The 18,462-nt window shown below is 68.7% G+C and carries 21 protein-coding genes; 7 read left to right on the top strand and 14 right to left on the bottom strand.

The window, feature by feature from the left end:
• The first annotated feature begins 84 nt into the window (after positions 1-84).
• The gene (gene metH, locus ACMCNK_RS07910; protein WP_412735736.1) at positions 85-3,603 is read left to right on the top strand and encodes a methionine synthase; all 3,519 of its coding nucleotides are present in this window, start codon (positions 85-87) and stop codon (positions 3,601-3,603) included.
• On the opposite strand, the gene ACMCNK_RS07905 is transcribed toward metH, so the two are convergent.
• The 5 genes from ACMCNK_RS07905 to ACMCNK_RS07885 form a co-directional block, all read right to left on the bottom strand.
• The gene (locus ACMCNK_RS07905) at positions 3,590-3,943 is read right to left on the bottom strand and encodes a hypothetical protein (protein ID WP_412735735.1); all 354 of its coding nucleotides are present in this window, start codon (positions 3,941-3,943) and stop codon (positions 3,590-3,592) included. The two genes, metH and ACMCNK_RS07905, sit on opposite strands and share 14 nt — an antisense overlap.
• Positions 3,944-4,474 (bottom strand): GrpB family protein, encoded by a 531-nt coding sequence (locus ACMCNK_RS07900; protein WP_412735734.1) that lies wholly within the window; start codon positions 4,472-4,474, stop codon positions 3,944-3,946.
• Between the two features lie 56 nt (positions 4,475-4,530).
• A complete protein-coding gene (locus ACMCNK_RS07895; protein ID WP_412735733.1) occupies positions 4,531-5,388 on the bottom strand; it encodes a PhzF family phenazine biosynthesis protein in 858 nt (285 codons plus the stop codon).
• Positions 5,388-5,954, bottom strand: coding sequence for a carboxymuconolactone decarboxylase family protein (locus ACMCNK_RS07890; protein ID WP_412735732.1), 567 nt, complete (start codon positions 5,952-5,954; stop codon positions 5,388-5,390). The genes ACMCNK_RS07895 and ACMCNK_RS07890 overlap by 1 nt, the downstream gene beginning before the upstream one ends.
• A 78-nt stretch (positions 5,955-6,032) precedes the next feature.
• Positions 6,033-6,320, bottom strand: a complete 288-nt coding sequence (locus tag ACMCNK_RS07885) for a winged helix-turn-helix transcriptional regulator (RefSeq protein WP_412735731.1) — start codon at positions 6,318-6,320, stop codon at positions 6,033-6,035.
• Positions 6,321-6,525: 205 nt separating this feature from the next.
• Between ACMCNK_RS07885 and nadC the strand changes: the two genes are divergently transcribed.
• The 3 genes from nadC (at position 6,526) to ACMCNK_RS07870 (ending at position 8,667) form a co-directional block, all read left to right on the top strand.
• Positions 6,526-7,398, top strand: a complete 873-nt coding sequence (gene nadC / locus ACMCNK_RS07880) for a carboxylating nicotinate-nucleotide diphosphorylase (RefSeq protein WP_412735730.1) — start codon at positions 6,526-6,528, stop codon at positions 7,396-7,398.
• 221 nt (positions 7,399-7,619) lie between these two features.
• Entirely contained in the window at positions 7,620-7,913 is a 294-nt protein-coding gene (locus tag ACMCNK_RS07875) for a DUF1330 domain-containing protein (protein WP_412735729.1), read from the top strand.
• Positions 7,914-8,148: 235 nt separating this feature from the next.
• The gene (locus tag ACMCNK_RS07870; protein WP_412735728.1) at positions 8,149-8,667 is read left to right on the top strand and encodes a hypothetical protein; all 519 of its coding nucleotides are present in this window, start codon (positions 8,149-8,151) and stop codon (positions 8,665-8,667) included.
• A gap of 225 nt (positions 8,668-8,892) precedes the next feature.
• On the opposite strand, the gene ACMCNK_RS07865 is transcribed toward ACMCNK_RS07870, so the two are convergent.
• From ACMCNK_RS07865 to ACMCNK_RS07850, 4 genes are all read right to left on the bottom strand, one after another.
• Positions 8,893-9,384 carry a hypothetical protein gene (locus ACMCNK_RS07865; protein ID WP_412735727.1) on the bottom strand — a complete coding sequence of 164 codons (492 nt, stop codon included), beginning with the start codon at positions 9,382-9,384 and terminating at the stop codon, positions 8,893-8,895.
• A 169-nt stretch (positions 9,385-9,553) separates the two neighbouring features.
• Positions 9,554-10,702 (bottom strand): ankyrin repeat domain-containing protein, encoded by a 1,149-nt coding sequence (locus tag ACMCNK_RS07860; RefSeq protein ID WP_412735726.1) that lies wholly within the window; start codon positions 10,700-10,702, stop codon positions 9,554-9,556.
• 213 nt (positions 10,703-10,915) lie between these two features.
• Positions 10,916-11,539 (bottom strand): transglycosylase domain-containing protein, encoded by a 624-nt coding sequence (locus ACMCNK_RS07855; protein ID WP_412735725.1) that lies wholly within the window; start codon positions 11,537-11,539, stop codon positions 10,916-10,918.
• A 58-nt stretch (positions 11,540-11,597) separates the two neighbouring features.
• The gene (locus ACMCNK_RS07850) at positions 11,598-12,668 is read right to left on the bottom strand and encodes a hypothetical protein (RefSeq protein ID WP_412735724.1); all 1,071 of its coding nucleotides are present in this window, start codon (positions 12,666-12,668) and stop codon (positions 11,598-11,600) included.
• A gap of 222 nt (positions 12,669-12,890) precedes the next feature.
• Between ACMCNK_RS07850 and ACMCNK_RS07845 the strand changes: the two genes are divergently transcribed.
• On the top strand, positions 12,891-13,052 hold the full coding sequence (locus ACMCNK_RS07845; protein WP_412735723.1) for a hypothetical protein: 162 nt from the start codon (positions 12,891-12,893) through the stop codon (positions 13,050-13,052).
• 70 nt (positions 13,053-13,122) lie between these two features.
• Here the strand turns inward: ACMCNK_RS07845 and ACMCNK_RS07840 are convergent, their stop codons facing one another.
• Complete coding sequence (locus ACMCNK_RS07840; RefSeq protein WP_412735722.1) at positions 13,123-13,548, bottom strand: hypothetical protein; 426 nt, start codon at positions 13,546-13,548, stop codon at positions 13,123-13,125.
• A 152-nt stretch (positions 13,549-13,700) separates the two neighbouring features.
• Here ACMCNK_RS07840 and ACMCNK_RS07835 point away from each other — a divergent pair, with 152 nt between their 5' ends.
• Both ACMCNK_RS07835 and ACMCNK_RS07830 read left to right on the top strand, forming a co-directional pair.
• On the top strand, positions 13,701-14,171 hold the full coding sequence (locus ACMCNK_RS07835; RefSeq protein ID WP_412735721.1) for a hypothetical protein: 471 nt from the start codon (positions 13,701-13,703) through the stop codon (positions 14,169-14,171).
• A gap of 208 nt (positions 14,172-14,379) precedes the next feature.
• Complete coding sequence (locus tag ACMCNK_RS07830; protein ID WP_412735720.1) at positions 14,380-15,555, top strand: methyl-accepting chemotaxis protein; 1,176 nt, start codon at positions 14,380-14,382, stop codon at positions 15,553-15,555.
• 42 nt (positions 15,556-15,597) lie between these two features.
• On the opposite strand, the gene ACMCNK_RS07825 is transcribed toward ACMCNK_RS07830, so the two are convergent.
• The 4 genes from ACMCNK_RS07825 to ACMCNK_RS07810 form a co-directional block, all read right to left on the bottom strand.
• A complete protein-coding gene (locus ACMCNK_RS07825) occupies positions 15,598-15,744 on the bottom strand; it encodes a hypothetical protein (RefSeq protein ID WP_412735719.1) in 147 nt (48 codons plus the stop codon).
• Between the two features lie 413 nt (positions 15,745-16,157).
• Positions 16,158-17,333, bottom strand: a complete 1,176-nt coding sequence (locus ACMCNK_RS07820; protein ID WP_412735718.1) for a helix-turn-helix domain-containing protein — start codon at positions 17,331-17,333, stop codon at positions 16,158-16,160.
• A 118-nt stretch (positions 17,334-17,451) separates the two neighbouring features.
• Complete coding sequence (locus ACMCNK_RS07815; protein ID WP_412735717.1) at positions 17,452-18,222, bottom strand: class I SAM-dependent methyltransferase; 771 nt, start codon at positions 18,220-18,222, stop codon at positions 17,452-17,454.
• A gap of 14 nt (positions 18,223-18,236) precedes the next feature.
• Positions 18,237-18,446 (bottom strand): helix-turn-helix transcriptional regulator, encoded by a 210-nt coding sequence (locus ACMCNK_RS07810; RefSeq protein WP_412735716.1) that lies wholly within the window; start codon positions 18,444-18,446, stop codon positions 18,237-18,239.
• Positions 18,447-18,462 lie beyond the last annotated feature (16 nt).

Genomic DNA, 18,462 nt, shown 5'->3' with positions numbered 1-18,462 from the left:
ACGGCCGAGAGCCCCGTCACACTCCCGCGTCCCACGTGGCGGCGGATGTTCGGCCGGGCGTCGGCAAAGCCGTAGCCTGGGGAGGTGCCTAACGATTTCCTTTCTGCGCTGACCGACCGTGTCCTCGTCGCCGACGGGGCCATGGGGACGATGTTGCAGGCCGCCGACCTGAGTGTGGATGAGGACTTCCAGGGGCTCGAAGGCTGCAACGAGATCCTCAACGTGACCAGGCCGGACGTGGTCCGGGGGGTGCACGAGGCGTACCTCGCGGCGGGCAGCGACTGCGTCGAGACCAACACGTTCGGGGCGAATCTCGGCAACCTCGGCGACTACGACATCCAGCACCGGATCCGGGAGCTGAGCGAGGCCGGGGCGCGGATCGCGCGTACGGCCGCGGATGCGTACGCGACCGCCGAACAACCCCGGTACGTGCTCGGTTCGATCGGCCCCGGCACCAAGCTGCCCACGCTCGGCCACACCCGCTACGACGTACTCCGCGACGCGTACCTGGAGAACGCGGCCGGCCTGATTCTCGGCGGCTCCGACGCCCTGATCGTCGAGACGTGCCAGGACCTGCTGCAGACCAAGGCGGCCGTGATCGGCGCGCACCGGGCGATGGCCGAGGTCGGCCGTACGGTGCCGGTGATCTGTCATGTGACCGTCGAGACCACCGGCACCATGCTGCTCGGCAGCGAGATCGGCGCCGCGCTCACCGCGCTGGAGCCGCTGGGCATCGACCTGATCGGGCTCAACTGCGCCACCGGCCCCGCCGAGATGACCGAGCACCTGCGCTTCCTGTCGCAGCACGCCCGCGTACCCCTGTCGGTCATGCCGAACGCCGGCCTGCCGGTCCTCGCGGCCGGCGGTGCCTACTACCCGCTGGGCCCGGACGAGCTGGCCGAGGCGCTCGACCGCTTCGTCACCGAATACGGCGTCCCGCTCGTCGGTGGATGTTGCGGCACCACCCCGGCGCACATCGAGGCTGTGGTGCGGCGCGTACGCGGCCGGCAGGCCGCCGCGCGCAGCCCGGAGCACGCGGCCGGCGCGGCGTCGATCTACCACGAGGTGCCGTTCCGGCAGGACGCCGGCGTGCTGATGATCGGGGAGCGGACCAACGCGAACGGATCCAAGGCGTTCCGCGAACCGATGCTCGCCGGTGACTGGCAGGCCTGCGTGGAGATCGCCCGTGGCCAGGCCCGCGACGGCTCCCACATGCTGGACCTGTGCATCGACTACGTGGGCCGCGACGGCACCCAGGACATGCGCGAGCTGGCCGGCCGCTTCGCCACCGCGTCCACGCTGCCGATCATGCTGGACTCCACCGAGCCGCCGGTCATCGAAGCCGGGCTGGAGATGCTGGGCGGCCGGTGCATCGTCAACTCGGTCAACTACGAGGACGGCGACGGCCCGAACTCCCGCTTCGCGCGGATGATGCCGCTGGTCAAGGAACACGGCGCCGCGGTGGTCGCGCTGACCATCGACGAGCAGGGCCAGGCCCGCACCGCGGACTGGAAGGTACGGGTGGCCGCCCGGCTCATCGACGACCTCACCGGCACGTGGGGGATGAACCGCGCCGACATCCTGATCGACTGCCTGACGTTCCCGATCGCCACCGGCCAGGAGGAGACCCGCCGCGACGGGATCGAGACCATCGAGGCGATCCGCCGGATCGCCGAGCTGTACCCCGGGGTGAACTTCACGCTCGGCGTCTCGAACATCTCGTTCGGTCTGAACCCGGCCGCCCGGCAGGTGCTCAACTCGGTGTTCCTGCACGAGTGTGTCCAGGCTGGACTGACCAGCGCCATCGTGCACGCCAGCAAGATCCTGCCGATGTCGAAGATCCCCGACGAGCACCGCCGGGTCGCCCTCGACATGGTCTACGACCGGCGCAGCGAGGGCTACGACCCGCTGCAGAAGTTCATGGAACTGTTCGAGGGCGTCGATGCGACCAGTGCCCGCGCCTCCCGCGCCCAGGAACTGCTCAGCCTGCCCCTGGACGAACGGCTCAAGCGGCGCATCATCGACGGCGAACGCAACGGCCTCGAAGACGACCTGATCGCCGCGCTGGCCGACAAGCCCGCGCTGACCATCGTCAACGACGTGCTGCTCGACGGCATGAAGACCGTCGGTGAACTGTTCGGCTCCGGCCAGATGCAGCTGCCGTTCGTGCTGCAGTCCGCCGAGGTGATGAAGGCGGCCGTGGCGTACCTCGAACCGCACATGGAGAAGAACGAGGACGAAGCCGGCAAGGGCCGCATCGTGCTCGCCACGGTCAAGGGCGACGTCCACGACATCGGCAAGAACCTCGTCGACATCATCCTCAGCAACAACGGGTACGAGGTCGTCAACATCGGCATCAAGCAGCCGATCAACGCCATCATCGACGCCGCGGAACAGCACCACGCCGACGCCATCGGCATGTCCGGCCTGCTGGTCAAGAGCACCGTGGTGATGAAGGAGAACCTGCAGGAGATGGCCGAACGCGGCGTCGCCGGCCGGTACCCCGTCCTGCTCGGCGGGGCGGCACTGACCCGCTCGTACGTGGAGGACGACCTGCGGTCCGCGTACGACGGGGACGTGCACTACGCCCGGGACGCGTTCGAGGGCCTGGCCCTGATGGACAAGGTGATGACCGCCAAGCGCGGCGGCACCGCCGTCGTGGACGCCGAGCGGGAGACGGTGTTGCAGGCACGGCGCGAACGGCGGGCACGCCAGCGCGCCACGGTCACGGACAACCTGCCCCCGTTGGACGACACGTCCGTGCGCTCCGATGTGGCCACCGACGTCGAGGTGCCCACGGCGCCGTTCTTCGGGACGCGCGTCATCAAGGGCATCCCGCTGGCGGAGTACGCGTCGATGCTGGACGAGCGGGCCACATTCCTCGGGCAGTGGGGCCTCAAGGGTTCCCGGGGCGGCGGCGGGCCGACGTACGAGGAGCTGGTGGAGACGGAGGGCCGGCCGCGGCTGCGGTACTGGCTGGACCGGCTCGCCGCCGACCACGTGCTCGAGGCGGCCGTCGTGTACGGGTACTTCCCGGCGTACGCCGAAGGCAACACGCTGGTGGTGCTGGACGAGAACGGCGTCAGCGAGCGGGCCCGGTTCACGTTCCCGCGGCAGCGGCAGGAGCGGCGGCTGTGCCTGGCCGACTTCTTCCGCCCCCGCGGTGACGGTCTCGACGTCGTCGGCCTGCAGCTGGTGACGGTGGGCCAGCCGATCAGCGAGTACACCGCGAAGATGTTCGCCCGCAACGAGTACCGGGACTACCTGGAGGTGCACGGCCTGTCCGTGCAGCTGACCGAGGCGCTTGCGGAGTACTGGCACCGCCGGGTGCGCAGTGAGCTCGTCCTGCCCGGGGGCGGCTCCGTGGGTGCCGGCGATCCGGCCGACCTCGCCGGCATCCTCAAGAACGCCTACCGCGGCTGCCGGTACGCGTTCGGGTATCCGGCCTGTCCCGACCTGGAGGACCGGGCGAAGGTGGTGGACCTGCTGGACGCCGGGCGTATCGGCGTCACGCTGTCGGAGGAGTTCCAGCTGGAGCCGGAGCAATCGACCGACGCCATCATCGTCCACCACCCGGAAGCAAACTACTTCAACGCCAAGTAGTCGACGTACCGCCGCTGACCTGCACAAACAGGTCCGGAAACGGCCCGAGAATCATGATCATGCCGTCTCCAGGCCGTCTCGGGGTCAGCGGCGGTTCGTCCGGATCGTCGGCGAACGCGGCGTCGATCGCCCGCCGGGTGCGGTCCTCGCCGGTCGGCGACCGGTGCGTGTAAACACGCAGCGTGAACCCCGTGTCGGCGTGGCCCAGGTGGGCCGCCAGCGCCTTGATCGTCTTGCCGCGTCGAGCGGGACCGAGGCGCAGGTGTGGCGCAGTACGTGCAGCCCGTTGCGCCGGTCGTCCTCGATCCCGGATCGCCCGCTTCCACACCCGGGCGTTCAACTACCCGTCAACGCTTGCGGCGAAGATGCGGGTGAAGATGGCGTCGATAACTTCGCTCTTGGCCATGGTGTAGTCGCCGTCGGCCGCGTCGCGGGCCAGACGCCGCTTGGTCGAGGCGTACAGCTCTCGATCATCGGGGTGGGTGCGTAGCCAGTCGCGAAAAAGCCGGTGCCGAGTGACCTCCGGTGCGCCCTGGGGCCAGACGTGCACGTGGACGTCCTCCTCGGTGTCGACGAGCATGCGGTGCCCATGCCACCACGGCTCACGCAGAACGAGGACGTACCCGAGCTTCTCCAGGGCCGGAACGTAGCGCGTCTCGGACTCGGTATCGGCGATGACGAGGTCGACATCCACGATGGCCTTGGCGGCCAGGCCAGGAACCGACGTGGATCCGACATGTTCCAGCTCGAGAATCGAATCGCCCAGAGCGCCGCGCAGCGCGGCGGCGATGGTGTCGTAGCGCTCTGCCCAGGCGGGGTTGTAGTTCTCGATGACGATCGTTCTCCAGCCGTTGGGCGGTTCGCGAACCATGCGGGACGCATCCTGCTCGGGCGTACCCGGCACGCGTTGCCGGATGTCCTCATATTTCAGCCGGGAACGATGGGCGGGCCGAGGTCGACCACTCCGCCGATTCTGGCGACGATGCCGGCTCCGGTGTGGGTCGCGCTGGCGGAGATCGATGATGGTCGCCGGGCCGTGTCACCCTGGTGGACCTCGATTTCGCCGGTGCCGGATGTGTCGAGTAGGTGGGCGGCGAGGCAGCCGACACTGTTGGCGTTCGCGATGTCCTCGTTGACGCCGATCGCGGGGGCGAACATCCGAGCTGCGGCCGTTCTTGCGGTCGGCGAGAGTGCGTACGTGAAGCAGCCGAGATACCCGAGTCTGCGGCACTCGATTGCCAGACGATCGAAGTCGGGCCGCATCGACAGCAGCGTCCGGTGATCCCGGACGGGGACGAGCAGTCGTGGCGTGCCGGGCGAAGCGACCCGCACGTCGGCGGCGATGTCTGCTCGGTGCAGGCCGAGTGCCGCGATGATGCCATCGCCGGTGGCGTCGGCGTAGTCCGCAAGGGCGACAACGCCTTGGTCGAACCAGACTTCGACGCCGTTGCGGCGGCGGATGGCGGTCGTGGCGAAGATACGGCCTGCGGAGTTTAGACGCCCGTGGTGCTCGGTGGCGCCGCTGCGGTGCAGCAGGACTGCTTGCGCGGCGATGATTCCATGGCCGCAGTTCGTGAGTTCCCCGACGCTGGTGAAGTAGCGCACCGTGGGTGTGTCCGGTGTGCTGGTGTCGATGAACGCGGTGTGGGAGGTGCCGGTCCTGCGGGCGGTGGCGTGCCGCTCGTCGTCGGTGAGCGTGGCGTCGTCGATCACGACCGCGGTGGGGCTGCCGCCCTGGCCATCGCGGGTGCAGGCGTTCACCACTGCCATGGGTGGGCCGGCCATCAGGCGGCCGTGATGTCGGCGAAACGGGGAGCGCCGGACTCGAGGTCGACGCGAGCGGTGCGGGCGGCGAAGCAGATCGCGTGGTACCACCCGCACAGCAGCAGTACGTCGAGCAGTTGCCGCTCGTCGAGCAGTTCCTGCGCGGATCGCCACAGTTCGTCGTCGACGTCGCTCGCGTCGTGCAGGGCGTCCGCCATCCGGATGAGCGCGGCTTCGCGGTCGGCCGTCCAGCAGGGATTGTCAGGGGAGCCGCGGGTGAGCGAGGCGACCTCGGCCGGCGAGAGGCCGGCACGGTCACCGAAGACCATCAGGTGGACGCCCCACTCGTACTCGCAGCCGCAGCGCACGCAGGTGCGCAGGATGACGATCTCCCGCTCTCGAAGTGTCAGCGTCAGGTCGCGGCCGAGTTCATACCTGCCCCAGCTGCTCATCGCCATGGTCATCGGCAAGTTCTTCGCGAACGTCCGGAACAGGCCGATCGGAGGCACGCCAGCCGGCATCATCGTGGCGAGTTGTGCCTCCACGTCCGGCGTGAACGGCGGTTCGAGCGCCATGATGCGAGCCATGGCCCCTCCAGGTGATTCGGATTCAGAAGCACATTAGCGCTTCGGATTACGAAGCGCCAGGGGCGAGCCCTCGCGGTTTCAGTCTTCGCCGCCCTTGCCCAGGGCCGAGGCCCACGCGTCGGACCACCGGGCGAGTGGGCGCAATGCCTGGTAGACGCCGTGGCCCAGGTCGGTGAGCGTGTAGGTCGTGTCCGGCTGCTGGGCAACGAGTTGGGCGTCCAGAAGTTCGGTCAGCCGTTGCCGCAGGACGCTGGAGGACATGTTGTCACAGCGCTGCTGCAACGCGCGGAACCCGACCGGCCCGTGCTGCAGCTCCCAGACGATGCGCAGGTTCCAGCGGCGGCCGAACAGGTCAAGGGCGGCCATCAGGGGTCGCCCGGTACTCGATCCGCGTACCGGCCGGCCTGGCCTGGGTGCTGTCATTGCCTGTGCCGCCCCTCTTGATGCTTCGATATCCGACACGGTACCGTCCCGGATGTTGATTCGATTTCCGAAGCACTAGGGGTGGGGTGCCTGGCCCACGATCACCGGCACCCCCGTCCGATCGAACCGGAAGCTAAGGACCGCCCGCATGCAGTTCCCTCACATGGCAGCCCGGAACGCGGTGACACTCGCGCTTTCCGAAGATGCAGCCGCCGATGACGTCACCACTCGATGGAGCGTCGCGCCGCGACGATGGGCGACGGCAGTCATCATCACCCGCCAACCGGGCCTGGCCGCCGGGGTGCCCATGGCCGCCGAGGTCTACGCCCGTATCGGCGCGGAAACACAGATCGACGAATCAGTACCCGACGGCACTCGGGTGAAGGCCGGCGACGTCCTCGCGAGCATTTCCGGCCCTGCACACCAGATCATCACCGGCGAACGGACGGTGCTGAATTTCCTCCAGCGCCTGTGCGGTATCGCCACACTCACCGATCGGTACGTGGCCGCCGTGCGCGATCTGCCTGTCCGGGTCCTGGATACCCGCAAGACCGCCCCTGGGCTCCGGTTGCTGGACAAGTACGCGGTCGCCGCGGGCGGCGGGCACAACCATCGGCTGGACCTCGGCGCCATGGTGCTGCTCAAGGAGAACCACATCACGGCCGCAGGCGGCATAACCGCCGCCATCGACAACGTCCGCAAGAACATGGCGTCGGAGGGCAGGCCCATGGCCATCGAAGTAGAGGTGGCCACGATTGCGCAAGCTCGTGAGGCGCTGCGAGCCGAGCCGTCATGGATCATGCTCGACAACATGAGCGTGCCGCAGTTGGCAGAAGCCGACCGCCTTCGACGGGAACTGGCCCCCGACTCCGGCATCGGGCTGGAGGCCTCGGGCACGATCACCCTGGACAACCTGCGCGCCGTCGCGGAAACCGGTGTCGACGCCATCTCCGTCGGCTCGCTGACTCACAGCGCACCGGCCATGGATCTGAGCATGCTTCTGAGCATCAGCCGATCCTGAGAGGCTGAGTCGGCAGCCTCGCTGGAATCGCGGACTGCCAACATCGCCGCTGATCCGGAAGGCGCGCCGGACGCCGACCGCAATGTCGTCAGCGGCCATCGCTGGCCCGAACCCGGGCTGACCGGCGCGTGCTCTGAATCGCCCCGGTGACCCCTCGTCGGGGAATCAACCTGAATTGTGAATTCGAAGACAGATGTGCTCTTCCGAACACTGGAGGTTCCGTGGCCAAGGGCTACTGGGTCAGCGTCTACCGCACCATTTCAGACCCTGAGAAGCTGGCTGCTTACAACAAGCTGGCCGGTCCGGCCGTCCGGACCGGGGGCGGTCGGACCCTCGTCCGTGGAGGTCGGGTCGTGGCGCACGACGCCGGAATCGCCGAGCGCACTGTCCTGGTCGAGTTCGACAGCTTCGAGCAGGCCGTCGCGGTGCACGAGAGTGCGGCCTACCGAGAGGCGCTGGTCGCCCTCTCCGACGGCGTGGAGCGCGATTTCCGCATCGTCGAAGGCATCGACTGACCGCGGGCTCAGCCCTTTCGAAGCCTGCGGGGGCCGGGGCGTCACCGACCTGGGCGAGAAGCACGGCCACCGCGTCCCGCGCGTGTGCGGCAAGGGCGGCAAGGTCGTCCTCGTCCCGCTACCGCCCGGGGTCGCCCGCGCCGGTCGACCGTGCCGTCAACGGCTGCGGCGTCGGGCCGATCCTGCGGAACACTGCACCGCAGAGAGTGTCAGAGGGCGGCGGTAACGTCGCCGCATGTCGTCGATCAACGCACCCGCATCATCCTCGCCGCCGGCCGACGGTCGCTCCGACTTCGACTTCCTCCATGGTTCCTGGCGGGTTGCCAATCGCCGGCTCGCGAATCCTCTCGACCCGGTGGCGACTACATGGATCGAGTTCGAAACCATCGCCGTCGCGCGACCCGTGCTGGGAGGCCTCGGCAATACGGACACGTACGACAGCATCGGTGAGGTGCCATTCCACGGCATGACGCTGCGGTTGTTCGACCCGAGTACGTGTCTCTGGCGAATCTGGTGGGCCTCCGCGAGCCGGCCGGGGCACCTCGATTCACCGATGGAGGGTCGCTTCGAGGCGGGGCATGGTGTGTTCTACGGGAAGGACGTCCTGTCGGGCATCGATGTCGACGTGCGTTTCGACTGGTATGTCGATGATTCAAACCACGCGCGCTGGCGGCAGGCATTCTCGACCGACCGTCGACTTACCTGGAGCGAGAACTTTGCCATGGACTTCGTCCGAATAGCCGAACACGGCTGAGCCGAGACGATCCCGATCCGGGACCGGCCGAGTTGGTCACTGCTGTCGACGAGTAGCCGTAACGCGACCGTGGTGTCGTCGACGATGACCTGCCGCAGGTCAGGGGTTCGCAGGGCGGCGACGGGGTCGGTCTTGGGGCCTTGGCCGGTGGAGAATACTCGGGCCCGGGCGGACAGTTTCGCGGGTCGCAACGACTGAACGGCCCCCAATCGCATCCAGCGACGGTCATTCCTCGTCGGCAGGGTTCGCCACCCCCAGGGTGGTGCGGCCTCCTGGGCAGCCGTAGAGCCACATCGTTCCCGTTGGCGGAGCCGGAAGCGGCCCACGCAGCAGACCTGCCAGCGCGCGGCCAAGTTCCGCGACGGGCTTGGTGTCCGTGGCCGAATCACCCCGGAAGATCACGGTCTCGTCGTCGATGACCCGCCACCCGTCCGCCTCCTCGGCGGTGAATATCCCACGGTCGCTCAGGCGATCGGCGGCCTTTTCCAGGAGCTCGGCGAACTCCTCTCGCTCGTCCGCGCCCGATCCACCGGCCAGTTCGAAGGAGATGTCACCGATCGTGGCTTGGAGGCGGAGCTCCTCGGCTCGGTCCGCCCACCATCCCGGGCGGCTGTCGGGAGGGGCCGCCTCCACGGAGCGAATCACTTGCGCCAGCAACAGCGACAGCGCCGCGTCGTACGCCCAGATCTCGCGCTGAGGATCCGGGCGCTCTGGCATCGACGCTCCGTAACAGGCCACTGATTTGGTCTTGCTCATGCCTCCGATCGTGCCATTTGCTGAGCCGGTGAAGCAGCGAGGACAACGCCACGCGGCGTCCTCAGAGCCGAGCTGACAGTGGGGTTCGATTCCCGACACCCGCGCAACAACCAACGGCTGCGGACGCGAGTCAGGGCAACTGTGCATCGAGTTCGTCGAGCGCGTCGTGGACGTACTCCTGCCCGAGGCCGTCCGGCAGCGTGACGCGGACCGCGTAGGCGAGTTCCACGAGTGCCTGCCGCACCGTGGCCAGCTCTGCTGTGGTCAGCTCGATGCAGTGCCACGATGCCGTGGGTGACTTGGCCGGTTCGTCGATGAGCCTGTGGGCGACGGTGTGGGCCAGCTCGTACGGGGTGCCGGTGCGCGCGTCCCAATCGTCGTCGCCCAGTGCCTGGGTCGCGCATGCGAGGAGCTGCCCCCAGCGGCGGAGGTCCGCCGCATCGCCGCGCAGCTCGTACCCGGTGGGATGCAGCCGCACGGCCGTGCGGGCGATCGGTACGTCATCCAGGCCGACGCTCATCTCGCCCAGGTGGAACTGAAACCTCTGTCGCTGCCAGCCCCGCGCCATCTCGAGCGCCCCCGCATCGTCGGCACCGGCCAGCATCAACGCGGTGCTCACGGCCTGCTCGTTGCGTTCGATGGCGTGCATCAGCGCGGTGTGCCCATCACCGTCGACTGCGTTCGGATCAGCGCCTGCGGTGAGCAGCACGTCAACCGCGGCATGGTCTCCGCGCCGAGCGGCGAGAATGAGAGCAGGGGTGCCGTCGGAGCGCCGCGCGTTCGGATCGGCCCCGTGGCTGAGCAGCATGCGGATCGTGGCAGGTGCGGCCGATCCGAGCACCGCCTGGACGATCGGGGTCTCTTCGTCGGGGGCGGCGTCGGCGCCGAGTTCCAGCAGGTATCGCAGAACCTCCAACGCCGCAGCCCGGGGCCGGTGCCGGGTGGCGGCGATCGCGGCGGCGAGCAGACTGCCACGGTCCGTGCCCTCGACATCGAGCGCGCCACGATCGACGAGAAGCCGGATGACGTCGAGATGACCATTGGTCACCGCCGACAGCAGCGGCGACTGGTACCGCGGCATCCTCGCCCGCAGCGACGCCCCCGCGTCCAGCAGCAACCGGGCGATCTCCACCCGGCCCCTGCTCACCGCCTCGGACAGCACGGTCACGGTGAAACGGCTGGCGGCGGAGTCGGGGTCGGCGCCGTCTGCGAGCGCCTTCGCCACGGCCGCCGGATCGGCCGCGCGGACGGCTGCAACGAGCTGCGCATCACGGTCCATGGCATGACCCTCGCACATGCACGCGTACGCCCAGTGGTCGTCCGGTGTTCCTGGCGTTGTTGATCTAGGGTGGCGGGTATGTCGTCGTTGGTCGTGCTGATGCTGTCGGGCTGCCTGTGCGCGACGCTGTTCGTGGCGGTGGCTGTCGCGATCGGGTTGGTTCTGGCGCGCAAGCGGTAGCGCGGCGGTTTCATCGCGTCGGCCGGGCCCAGCTCAGCCGGGGAACGTGAGCGTTTTCCGTTCGGCCGGGCTCAACCAGCCGTGCCCCACCATGGTGTCCAGGATTTGCTCCCAACCAGCCTTCGGCGCGGGCCGGTCGGGGTGGAGTTGCACCGCGAGTAGTGCCGCCTCGGCGACGGTCAGTTGCGCGGCCGGCTTGTGAAAATACGTCTGGGCGGCGGCCACCAGGCCCACCGCCCCGCGGCCGTAGTCGGCTCTGTTGAGATAGCGATCCAGGATTTCTGTCTTGGTGTAGCTGGCCTCGGCCTTTCTTGCCATGACCCAGGTTCGCCAGATGGACTCTTCGCCGCTACCGGACGCAATCACTGTGTACCGCCGGGTGATCAGCGAGTTGGCGGAGACGTAGAAGTCCGGGTCGACGGCGGCGACGAAAGCATGCGCCACCGGAGGCGGTAGCTGCGCCACCGAGACGACCGGATACGAGACGTTGTTCTCGGCCAGGGGCACACTGTCGTAGTAATAGGTGAACGCGATCGCGCCGCCGGTCACCAGCAGCAGGACGATCAGAACGCCGATGGCCAGCCGCCGGCCGCGACGCCGTGACGGCAATGCGGAGTCCGGGTCGTGGGCAGGCGGGGCGGTGTCGGCGGTAGTCATCGCCACAACTTAGGTGCACGGTGCGTCCTACATCAACGTCGGTCTTGCCCGTTGACCATCAGCCTGCCTTCGTCCCCGAGGGGTGGTTGACGCGTACGCCTGCGGCGAAGCGGACGGCGTCGTCCGGCGTCAGTGGGGTCTGTTCGGGGTCCCACTCCACTTTCAACACCTGGCCCGCGCCGAGGTCGACGGTGAGCGAGGGAGCGCCGGCCCCGAAAACGGCACGACGGTCGCCCACCTGCAGAACATTGTTCGCGCTCGTGGACGGGAACGACTCCTTGGCCACGGACAGGCACAGTCCACGCGGCTGTGTCGCCGACTCATCGTCCCCGGCGGCCGCCGAGGTCTGCTTCGACGGCGCGAGGCACATCATCGCGGGGCCCTGGAACTGCAACGTCAGGCCGGCCGGGACCTCCGCGACGGTGAACGGCAAGGCCGTGGTCATGCTGCCCGGGCGCAGATTGTCGGCGAACCGCCGAACCTGTGTCTCGGTGAGGGCTCCGAAACTGAGGACCTGCACCCACCGCCCGTCGGCCAACCGCCATCGGATCCCGACGTAGCTGCCCTCCGATCCCGGATCGAATTTGTCGGCCGTACGAATGGTGGCGCGCCGCCCGCCCACGGTGCCCGCATGGGTCTCTTGTGCCTCGACCTCCCATGACCCCGGCACCGGTCCGACCTCGGCGGAGAGCACCGACCCTGACCACTCGTAATGCAGCGCCACGTTCGGGCCGATCTTGAGGACCCGTGGCTGTCCCGCGCCGGCCGGCGACCAGCCCGCAGTCAGGGGAAAGGTGGGGTTCGCCCAGCGGGGCTTCACCCACACCACGGGGGCAGCCGTGCTCGGTGTGGCCGAGGGGAGCGCCGACGGGGGAGTGGTCGGTGTGGTCGAGACGGGGGCAGGCGTGTTCGGCGCCGCGACCGTCACAGGGGTGTGAGGCGGCGACGGCTTGCCGGATTCACCGGATCGCAGCATGGGTACGGTCACCGCCGCGGCGAGAGCCAGCGCAACTGAGCCGCCGAGCAGAACGGTCCGACGCCGGCTGCCGCGGCCACCCGGGGTGCTGCCCAGTTCGATGATGTCCCACTGGGGTTCCGGCTCCCGGCCTGCGGTCGTTTCGGTGGTCATCTGGCGGTTCTCTCCCTGAATCAGTCGATCAGCCGCACTTTGTACACGTCCCATCCCTCGACATGCATCCGCTCATCGGCCATGTGGTCACGCTGAGTGCTCACACAAGCCAGCCGAAGGGAGTGCGGTGGTGTGCATCCGGCCGCTCGGCCGGGCACGACGGTCCGGGCGGTTGCGACGGGTGCCTTCTCAGCGGTGACCTGCCCTCGTACCTTTCACGGCATGAAGATCACGGAACACCTGACGCCCTTGGCTGCGGAGTCGGGGACACCGCTCGTACCGGTGTGGCAGCAGATGGTGCTGGCGTCGTTTCTGCTGTCGGTGATCGTCACCGCGTTTGCCGTGTGGGCGGTGTTGCGCTGGGTGAAGTCCAAGCGAGGGTAGCCACGCGTCCGGATCCGGCCGCCGGCCCGGCACGGCGGGGGTCCGGTTTCAGCGCTGTCGTAGCGCCGCGTCAGCGATAACGGATCGGCAGGACGGATCCGTCGCTGCCGCGGACCACCGCCCGGGTCCCGAGCGGCGCGGCAATCTGCAACTCGGCCCAGGCCAGATTGTCGACGGTGCCGATGCCCGCGCAGGACAGAGCGGAATCATCACGGCTCACGACCGTCCCCACTCGCACCTCGGTCGGCGTCTCGGTCGCCCGGACCTCGAACTGTCCCGCACAGTAGCCTTCTTCTCTCCAGGTCACACCGACCAGCACCTCGAGCGGGTCGGCGGGCGGATTCATGACGGTGACGATTTGCGGTTCGAGTCGCATCTCGGTCACCGACAGGCGTGCCAGCGGCCCGATGCCGCGAAAGCCGGCCGCTGCGGCGCAGACCGTGACGCAGGCCAGAGCGGCGGCGGCCGCGACGAGCCGGCGGCGGGTAATGCTCACGGCACACACCCCTTTCCGGCAACGGCGGGTGACCGTAGCAATTTGTGAGCCGCGGGGACAACCCCGGTGCCGTTGGTGTTTCCATCGTCGGGTTCCCATTCCTTGCGGTCGTCGGCAAGGGGCGGCGATATGGTGTGGCGGTGCGTCGGCCCATGCTTTTGCTCGACCTCGATGGCGTGCTGAACCCTTTCGGCGCGCCGGAATGTCCGGAGGGCTATCTCGAGCGGGAGTTCTTCCCCGACGAAGGGCCTGAGCGTTACTGCATCGCGCACGGCGAGTGGATCCGGGATCTCGCAGCGGTGGGCGAGTTGTGGTGGGCGACCGGGTGGGGTGAGCACGCCAATGAGTTGTATCTGCCGTTGCTCGGTGTCGAGCCGTTGCCCGTCGTACGTTTCCCGCCCGTACCGTTTGCCCCCGAGCTGAAGGTTCCGGCGATCGCGCAGGTGGTCGGCGACCGCGCAGCGGCCTGGATCGACGACAACCACACGGAAGCGGGCAGGGACTGGGCCGCAGGGCGCTCGGCACCGACGCTGCTCGTCCCGATCGACCCGGCGGTGGGATGGCGCCGCCGCGACGTCGACGAGGTGCTGGGCTGGGTGAGGTCGTTGCCAGGATATGTCTGACGAAATGCGCACCGAATTGTAGGTCTTTTCCGTTGCGGCGCCTGGTGTGAGGCGCACGGCATGAACTCAAGCGGCGTGTCGCGCGGTCGACCAAACTGGCATGACGCAGGGCCACGCACGGGTGCCGAAGCGGCGTAGTCCGCTCGAGGATCGCTCCATTTCCGGCAAATTGTTGCCCCGGCTCTTTCTGCCGACGGGTATCGCGGGAGTGGTCATCGGTCTGGCCAATGTCGACGGTTATCGCGGCTCCCTGCTGTTCCGCGGCCTGCTGGCCTGCGTGATCGCGGGAGCCACCTGGCGGGTCAACTGGGACAAGGTCCATCCGCAGGCGCTGCGCGCCCTGGCATACCTCGGCGTGATCATGATCGGGTTCGGGGCGGTGACCGCGCCGGAGACGTATTACCTGGTCATGCTCGACTCCGCCATTGCCCTCGTCTGGGCCGGGTTCACGCTGGAGCGCCGGGACGTGGTAGCGCTGTCGGCCATCATGGCCGCACAGACGATCATCACAGAATGGCGCCGGTCGGAGCCCTGGACGGCGGTGTGGCATTCGGTAGCGATCTGGCTGCTGCTCATGACGTTGTGCATCGTGATGCACTGGCTGCGCCGGCTGCTCGACGACAGTGCGGCCCAGGTCGCGCAGAGCCAGGCGGAGATCAGCGAACTGCAGGTGCGAACGCTGACCGAGCAGCAGCAGGCCGAGGCGCGCCGGGCCGAATCGGTGGCCGCCCAGATGTCCGAGCAGGCCCGTCTCCAGGAGCAGGTTGCCGAACAGGCGGCCGTGCTGGCCCAGTCGGCCGCCGAGGTCAGCCAGAACACCACCACCGCGGCGACCGCGACCGAGCAGATGTCGTGCGCATTGCAGGATCTGTCCCGTACGGCGCAGTCCACCGAGGAGATCACCAACGCGGTGGTGCGCCAGGCGGACGACGCCGCGACGGTGATCAAGGCGCTGGCGGTGTCCAGCGCTCAGATCATGGCGGCCAGCGACATCATCCAGTCCATCGCCGAGCAGACGAACCTGCTGGCGCTCAACGCCACGATCGAATCGGCCCGCGCGGGTGAGAGCGGCAAGGGGTTCGCGGTCGTGGCCAACGAGGTCAAGGAACTGGCCCGCCAGTCCGGCGAAAACGCCGACTCCATCAACCGCACCCTCACCGAGGTGCGCTCCCAAGTCGACGATGCTGTTACGCAGGTGACGGAGATCGCGGGCAGCATGAGCACGCTGTCGGCGCACCACAGCACGCTGGCCGCCGCGATCGAGGAGCAGTCCGCCGCGGTCGCGGAGGTGACCCGTACGGTCACTCAGACCGCTGGCGAGACGCAGACGATGGCCAGCGGCATCCGCGCCCTGGAACACATCTCCCGGGCCAGCCAGCAGTAGTCGAGAACGTTCCGGTCGCAATCCAGTCAGAGCGACCGGCCATCAGCCGCGCTGCCCAGGCGACCGGGTCCAGCGGATGAAGCGCTCGAACGCCTCGTTGGCCGGCTCGCCGATGCGGTCCTGGCAGAAGTCCTCAAGATGAGCCCACATGAGCATTGCCAGTCCGCTGCCGCCGCCGATGTCCGACATCAGATGCTCACGAGCCGGGTCGCACGGCCAGGGTTCGCCGCACGCGCCACAGTCCCACGATGGCCGTAGGGGTTGATGTGGGGGCCTCATCGCGCATCCGGCCAACGGCGGTCCCCGGGCGGGTTACCGAGCTGGATCGCACGCCGACGGCGCTCGTGAGCCGACGCGACAGGGCAAGGGTGGACCTCGAGGCCACACCGGCAGATCAGGCGGAACGGTCGCCGCCAGTACCAGCGCGGCCCGTGGACCGGGTAGCCGCATTTCACCGCTCGTCACCTCTCGCCATGGCCATCCCTTGCGCCGAAGGGATGGCGTTTTCACCGCCCGCCTGATCGTGCCCGGATGATCATGGCGGGGGGAGGAGGTCGGCGTCCGCCGACGGCGCTTGTCCGTCCGCGAAACGGCGGACGAGGCTACGAGCCAGGATGTGGGCGACAGTCCTTGGCGATCTGGTCAAGGTCGTCCGCCTCGGCGATGCCGGTACGGCGGACGCCCGCGATGACTTCGGCAGCACGCCACCAGTTCGAGGCCACGATTCGGCCGGAGGTGATGGCCGTACGCGCCTCGGCCGCTGCCTCATCCGGCTTCCGTGCGGAGAGCAGTGCCAACCCGAGGTCGAGTCGCGCCGAGGCGATCCGCCGTGGCCGGGCACCGTCCGCCTGAAGCTCCGTGATTACCTCTCGCGCGACGGTCTCCGCGGCAGGGTCACCGGCCCAGGCCAGCGTCGTCGCGACGTACGAATGCGCTTTCGCGGGGTCGTACTGGTAGTGGTGTTCCGGGTGCGTGGGCTGGTCGCGGTGCTCGGCGAGGCGCTCCATCCGTACGAGAACTCTGCCGGTCTCCGGCCGGTCGCCGAGCCGGGCCCACGCCCGGCCCTCCTGCGCGGTTGCCTGCACCATGGCCGACCCGTCGAGGGGCGCGAGGGCCTGCGCATGGCGCGAAAGTGTCAGTGCCTCCCGATAGTCGCCGCTGGTCAGGACCTCCCATGCCTTCGTCTCGAGGCACCAGGCGGCGAGTTCCCGCTGGCCGGTCTGGTCGGCCAGTTGGGCAGCGATGCGCAGGTAGGCCTCCGCAGCAGCACCGTGCCGCAGATCGATGTGGAGAGTCGCTCGCAACAGAGCCACCCACCCGCCGATGGCCAGCAACCGCTGGTGCTGGGCAAGGGTCTTGCGGGAGTCGAGGAGCGTTCCGACATAGTCCAGCAACCTGCGTACGCGCGGCAGGAGCTGGTCAGGCGTGTTGGTGGCGTACGCCATGGCCACCGCGTCGGCGGCGTGCTCCAACCGGTCGAGGGTATCCGTGCTCATGTCGGAGGCGGACACACGCCGGGCAAGCTCGATTGCCTCCAGTTCGGCCTCGGCTCCGTGGTCTATGGCCGGGCGCAGCGTGGCGGCCAGCCGTTCGTGCGCATCGAGGGCCTTGTCCAGGTTTGCTGCGACCGCGGGGTTGGGGGGTTTGCGACCCTTCTCCAGGTCCTCGATGTAGCTCTTACCCTGGTTGGCCCGTTGGGCGAGGGCGCGGTACGACAGGCCGCGCTGGGTGCGGAGGCGGCGGAGTTCGGTGGCGAAGCGCGAGCTCGGATCGGTCATCGGCAGTCCTCGCGATCGGGCCGGCGGACGGTGCCCTGCTTACCGGGCGGTCGCCTTTGAAGCTACCGCGCCCGACCGGACGCAACGGCTCTGTCCGTCTCTTGGAAGGGGCCTGCGGCTACACGCGGCGCGACAGCATTGCGTACGTTTCGTGCTGCGCCGCGACCGTGCCACCGACCGCTCGGATCGCGTCGTGCAACGCGTCCAGCAGCACCGGAAGTCGTGTCGCCCCGAGGCGCAGGTGATCGCTGATCGTCGCGACGAGACCCACCCATTCGTCGGCCGCGTACGTGCGCTCCCACGCGTATGTCCGCAGCGTCGGCGCCGAAAACGCCGCGCTGGCGGCGACCGCGTCGGGCCGGGTGGCGTGGAACCGCGGTACGCCCGAGCCGGCCCGCCACACCGGGGCGACCTCGGGTGCGTGCCGCCGGTAGACGGGCTCGAACGCGGCGACCAACGGTTCGCCGAGGACGAGTTCCGTCCAGAACCGGGCGATCGTGGCGCCCGGGGCCAGGACCGCCGCGGCCTTGGCGGCGCCCCGCTCGGGATCGATCCAGTGCCAGGCATCGCCGCAGGTGAGCAGGTCGAACGTGCGTCCGGCGTCGTCCCAGGTCTCGAAATCGGCGACCTCGACGTCGAGGTCGTGGCCTCGGGCCACCGCGGCCATGCGGTGATCGCGCTCGACCCCGAGTACGCGCACGCCGTGGGCGGCCAGCGCAGCGGCGACCTTGCCCGTGCCGCAGCCGACGTCGAGCGCGCGGGCCGGCGATGCCGTCAGCAGGTCGTCGATCAGCGCCGGTGGGTATGCATTGCGGAACCGGTCGTACTGCTCGGCGACCGAACCGAAGGAGCCTGCACGGCCGACGTCACGATGGAGCTCCGCGGGCATGGGCGCCCTATTCCTCATTCCTCGTCGCGGCGCGGGTCGTCGGGGCGGCGTTCCTTGATCCAGGCTTCGACGTCCTCGGCGAGCCAGACGTTGCCCATCGCCAGCTCGGCCACCGGGGTGGGGAAGTCGCGCCGGCTGGTGAGCTGGTAGGCCCGCTGGCGGCTGATGCCGCCGAGGCGGACCCGAATCTCATGCGCGCCCATGAGGTTCAGCTTCCTCCGCATGAACCGTAGGCTAGGC

It is taken from the genome of Krasilnikovia sp. MM14-A1259, assembly GCF_047159535.1.
Taxonomy (GTDB): Bacteria; Actinomycetota; Actinomycetes; order Mycobacteriales; family Micromonosporaceae; genus Actinoplanes.
This window is presented reverse-complemented; position numbering and strand designations above follow the sequence as displayed.

Coding starts and splice junctions, on each gene's coding strand:
- ACMCNK_RS07810 (WP_412735716.1), bottom strand. CDS start 18,446: ATGCGGAGGAAGCTGAACCTCATGGGCGCGCATGAGATTCGGGTCCGC.
- ACMCNK_RS07835 (WP_412735721.1), top strand. CDS start 13,701: ATGCTTTTGCTCGACCTCGATGGCGTGCTGAACCCTTTCGGCGCGCCG.
- nadC (WP_412735730.1), top strand. CDS start 6,526: ATGCAGTTCCCTCACATGGCAGCCCGGAACGCGGTGACACTCGCGCTT.
- ACMCNK_RS07820 (WP_412735718.1), bottom strand. CDS start 17,333: ATGACCGATCCGAGCTCGCGCTTCGCCACCGAACTCCGCCGCCTCCGC.
- ACMCNK_RS07845 (WP_412735723.1), top strand. CDS start 12,891: ATGAAGATCACGGAACACCTGACGCCCTTGGCTGCGGAGTCGGGGACA.
- ACMCNK_RS07860 (WP_412735726.1), bottom strand. CDS start 10,702: ATGGACCGTGATGCGCAGCTCGTTGCAGCCGTCCGCGCGGCCGATCCG.
- ACMCNK_RS07900 (WP_412735734.1), bottom strand. CDS start 4,474: ATGGTTCGCGAACCGCCCAACGGCTGGAGAACGATCGTCATCGAGAAC.
- ACMCNK_RS07815 (WP_412735717.1), bottom strand. CDS start 18,222: ATGCCCGCGGAGCTCCATCGTGACGTCGGCCGTGCAGGCTCCTTCGGT.
- ACMCNK_RS07865 (WP_412735727.1), bottom strand. CDS start 9,384: ATGCCAGAGCGCCCGGATCCTCAGCGCGAGATCTGGGCGTACGACGCG.
- ACMCNK_RS07885 (WP_412735731.1), bottom strand. CDS start 6,320: ATGGCCGCCCTTGACCTGTTCGGCCGCCGCTGGAACCTGCGCATCGTC.
- ACMCNK_RS07855 (WP_412735725.1), bottom strand. CDS start 11,539: ATGACTACCGCCGACACCGCCCCGCCTGCCCACGACCCGGACTCCGCA.
- ACMCNK_RS07895 (WP_412735733.1), bottom strand. CDS start 5,388: ATGGCCGGCCCACCCATGGCAGTGGTGAACGCCTGCACCCGCGATGGC.
- ACMCNK_RS07850 (WP_412735724.1), bottom strand. CDS start 12,668: ATGACCACCGAAACGACCGCAGGCCGGGAGCCGGAACCCCAGTGGGAC.
- ACMCNK_RS07870 (WP_412735728.1), top strand. CDS start 8,149: ATGTCGTCGATCAACGCACCCGCATCATCCTCGCCGCCGGCCGACGGT.
- ACMCNK_RS07890 (WP_412735732.1), bottom strand. CDS start 5,954: ATGGCTCGCATCATGGCGCTCGAACCGCCGTTCACGCCGGACGTGGAG.
- ACMCNK_RS07825 (WP_412735719.1), bottom strand. CDS start 15,744: ATGTCGGACATCGGCGGCGGCAGCGGACTGGCAATGCTCATGTGGGCT.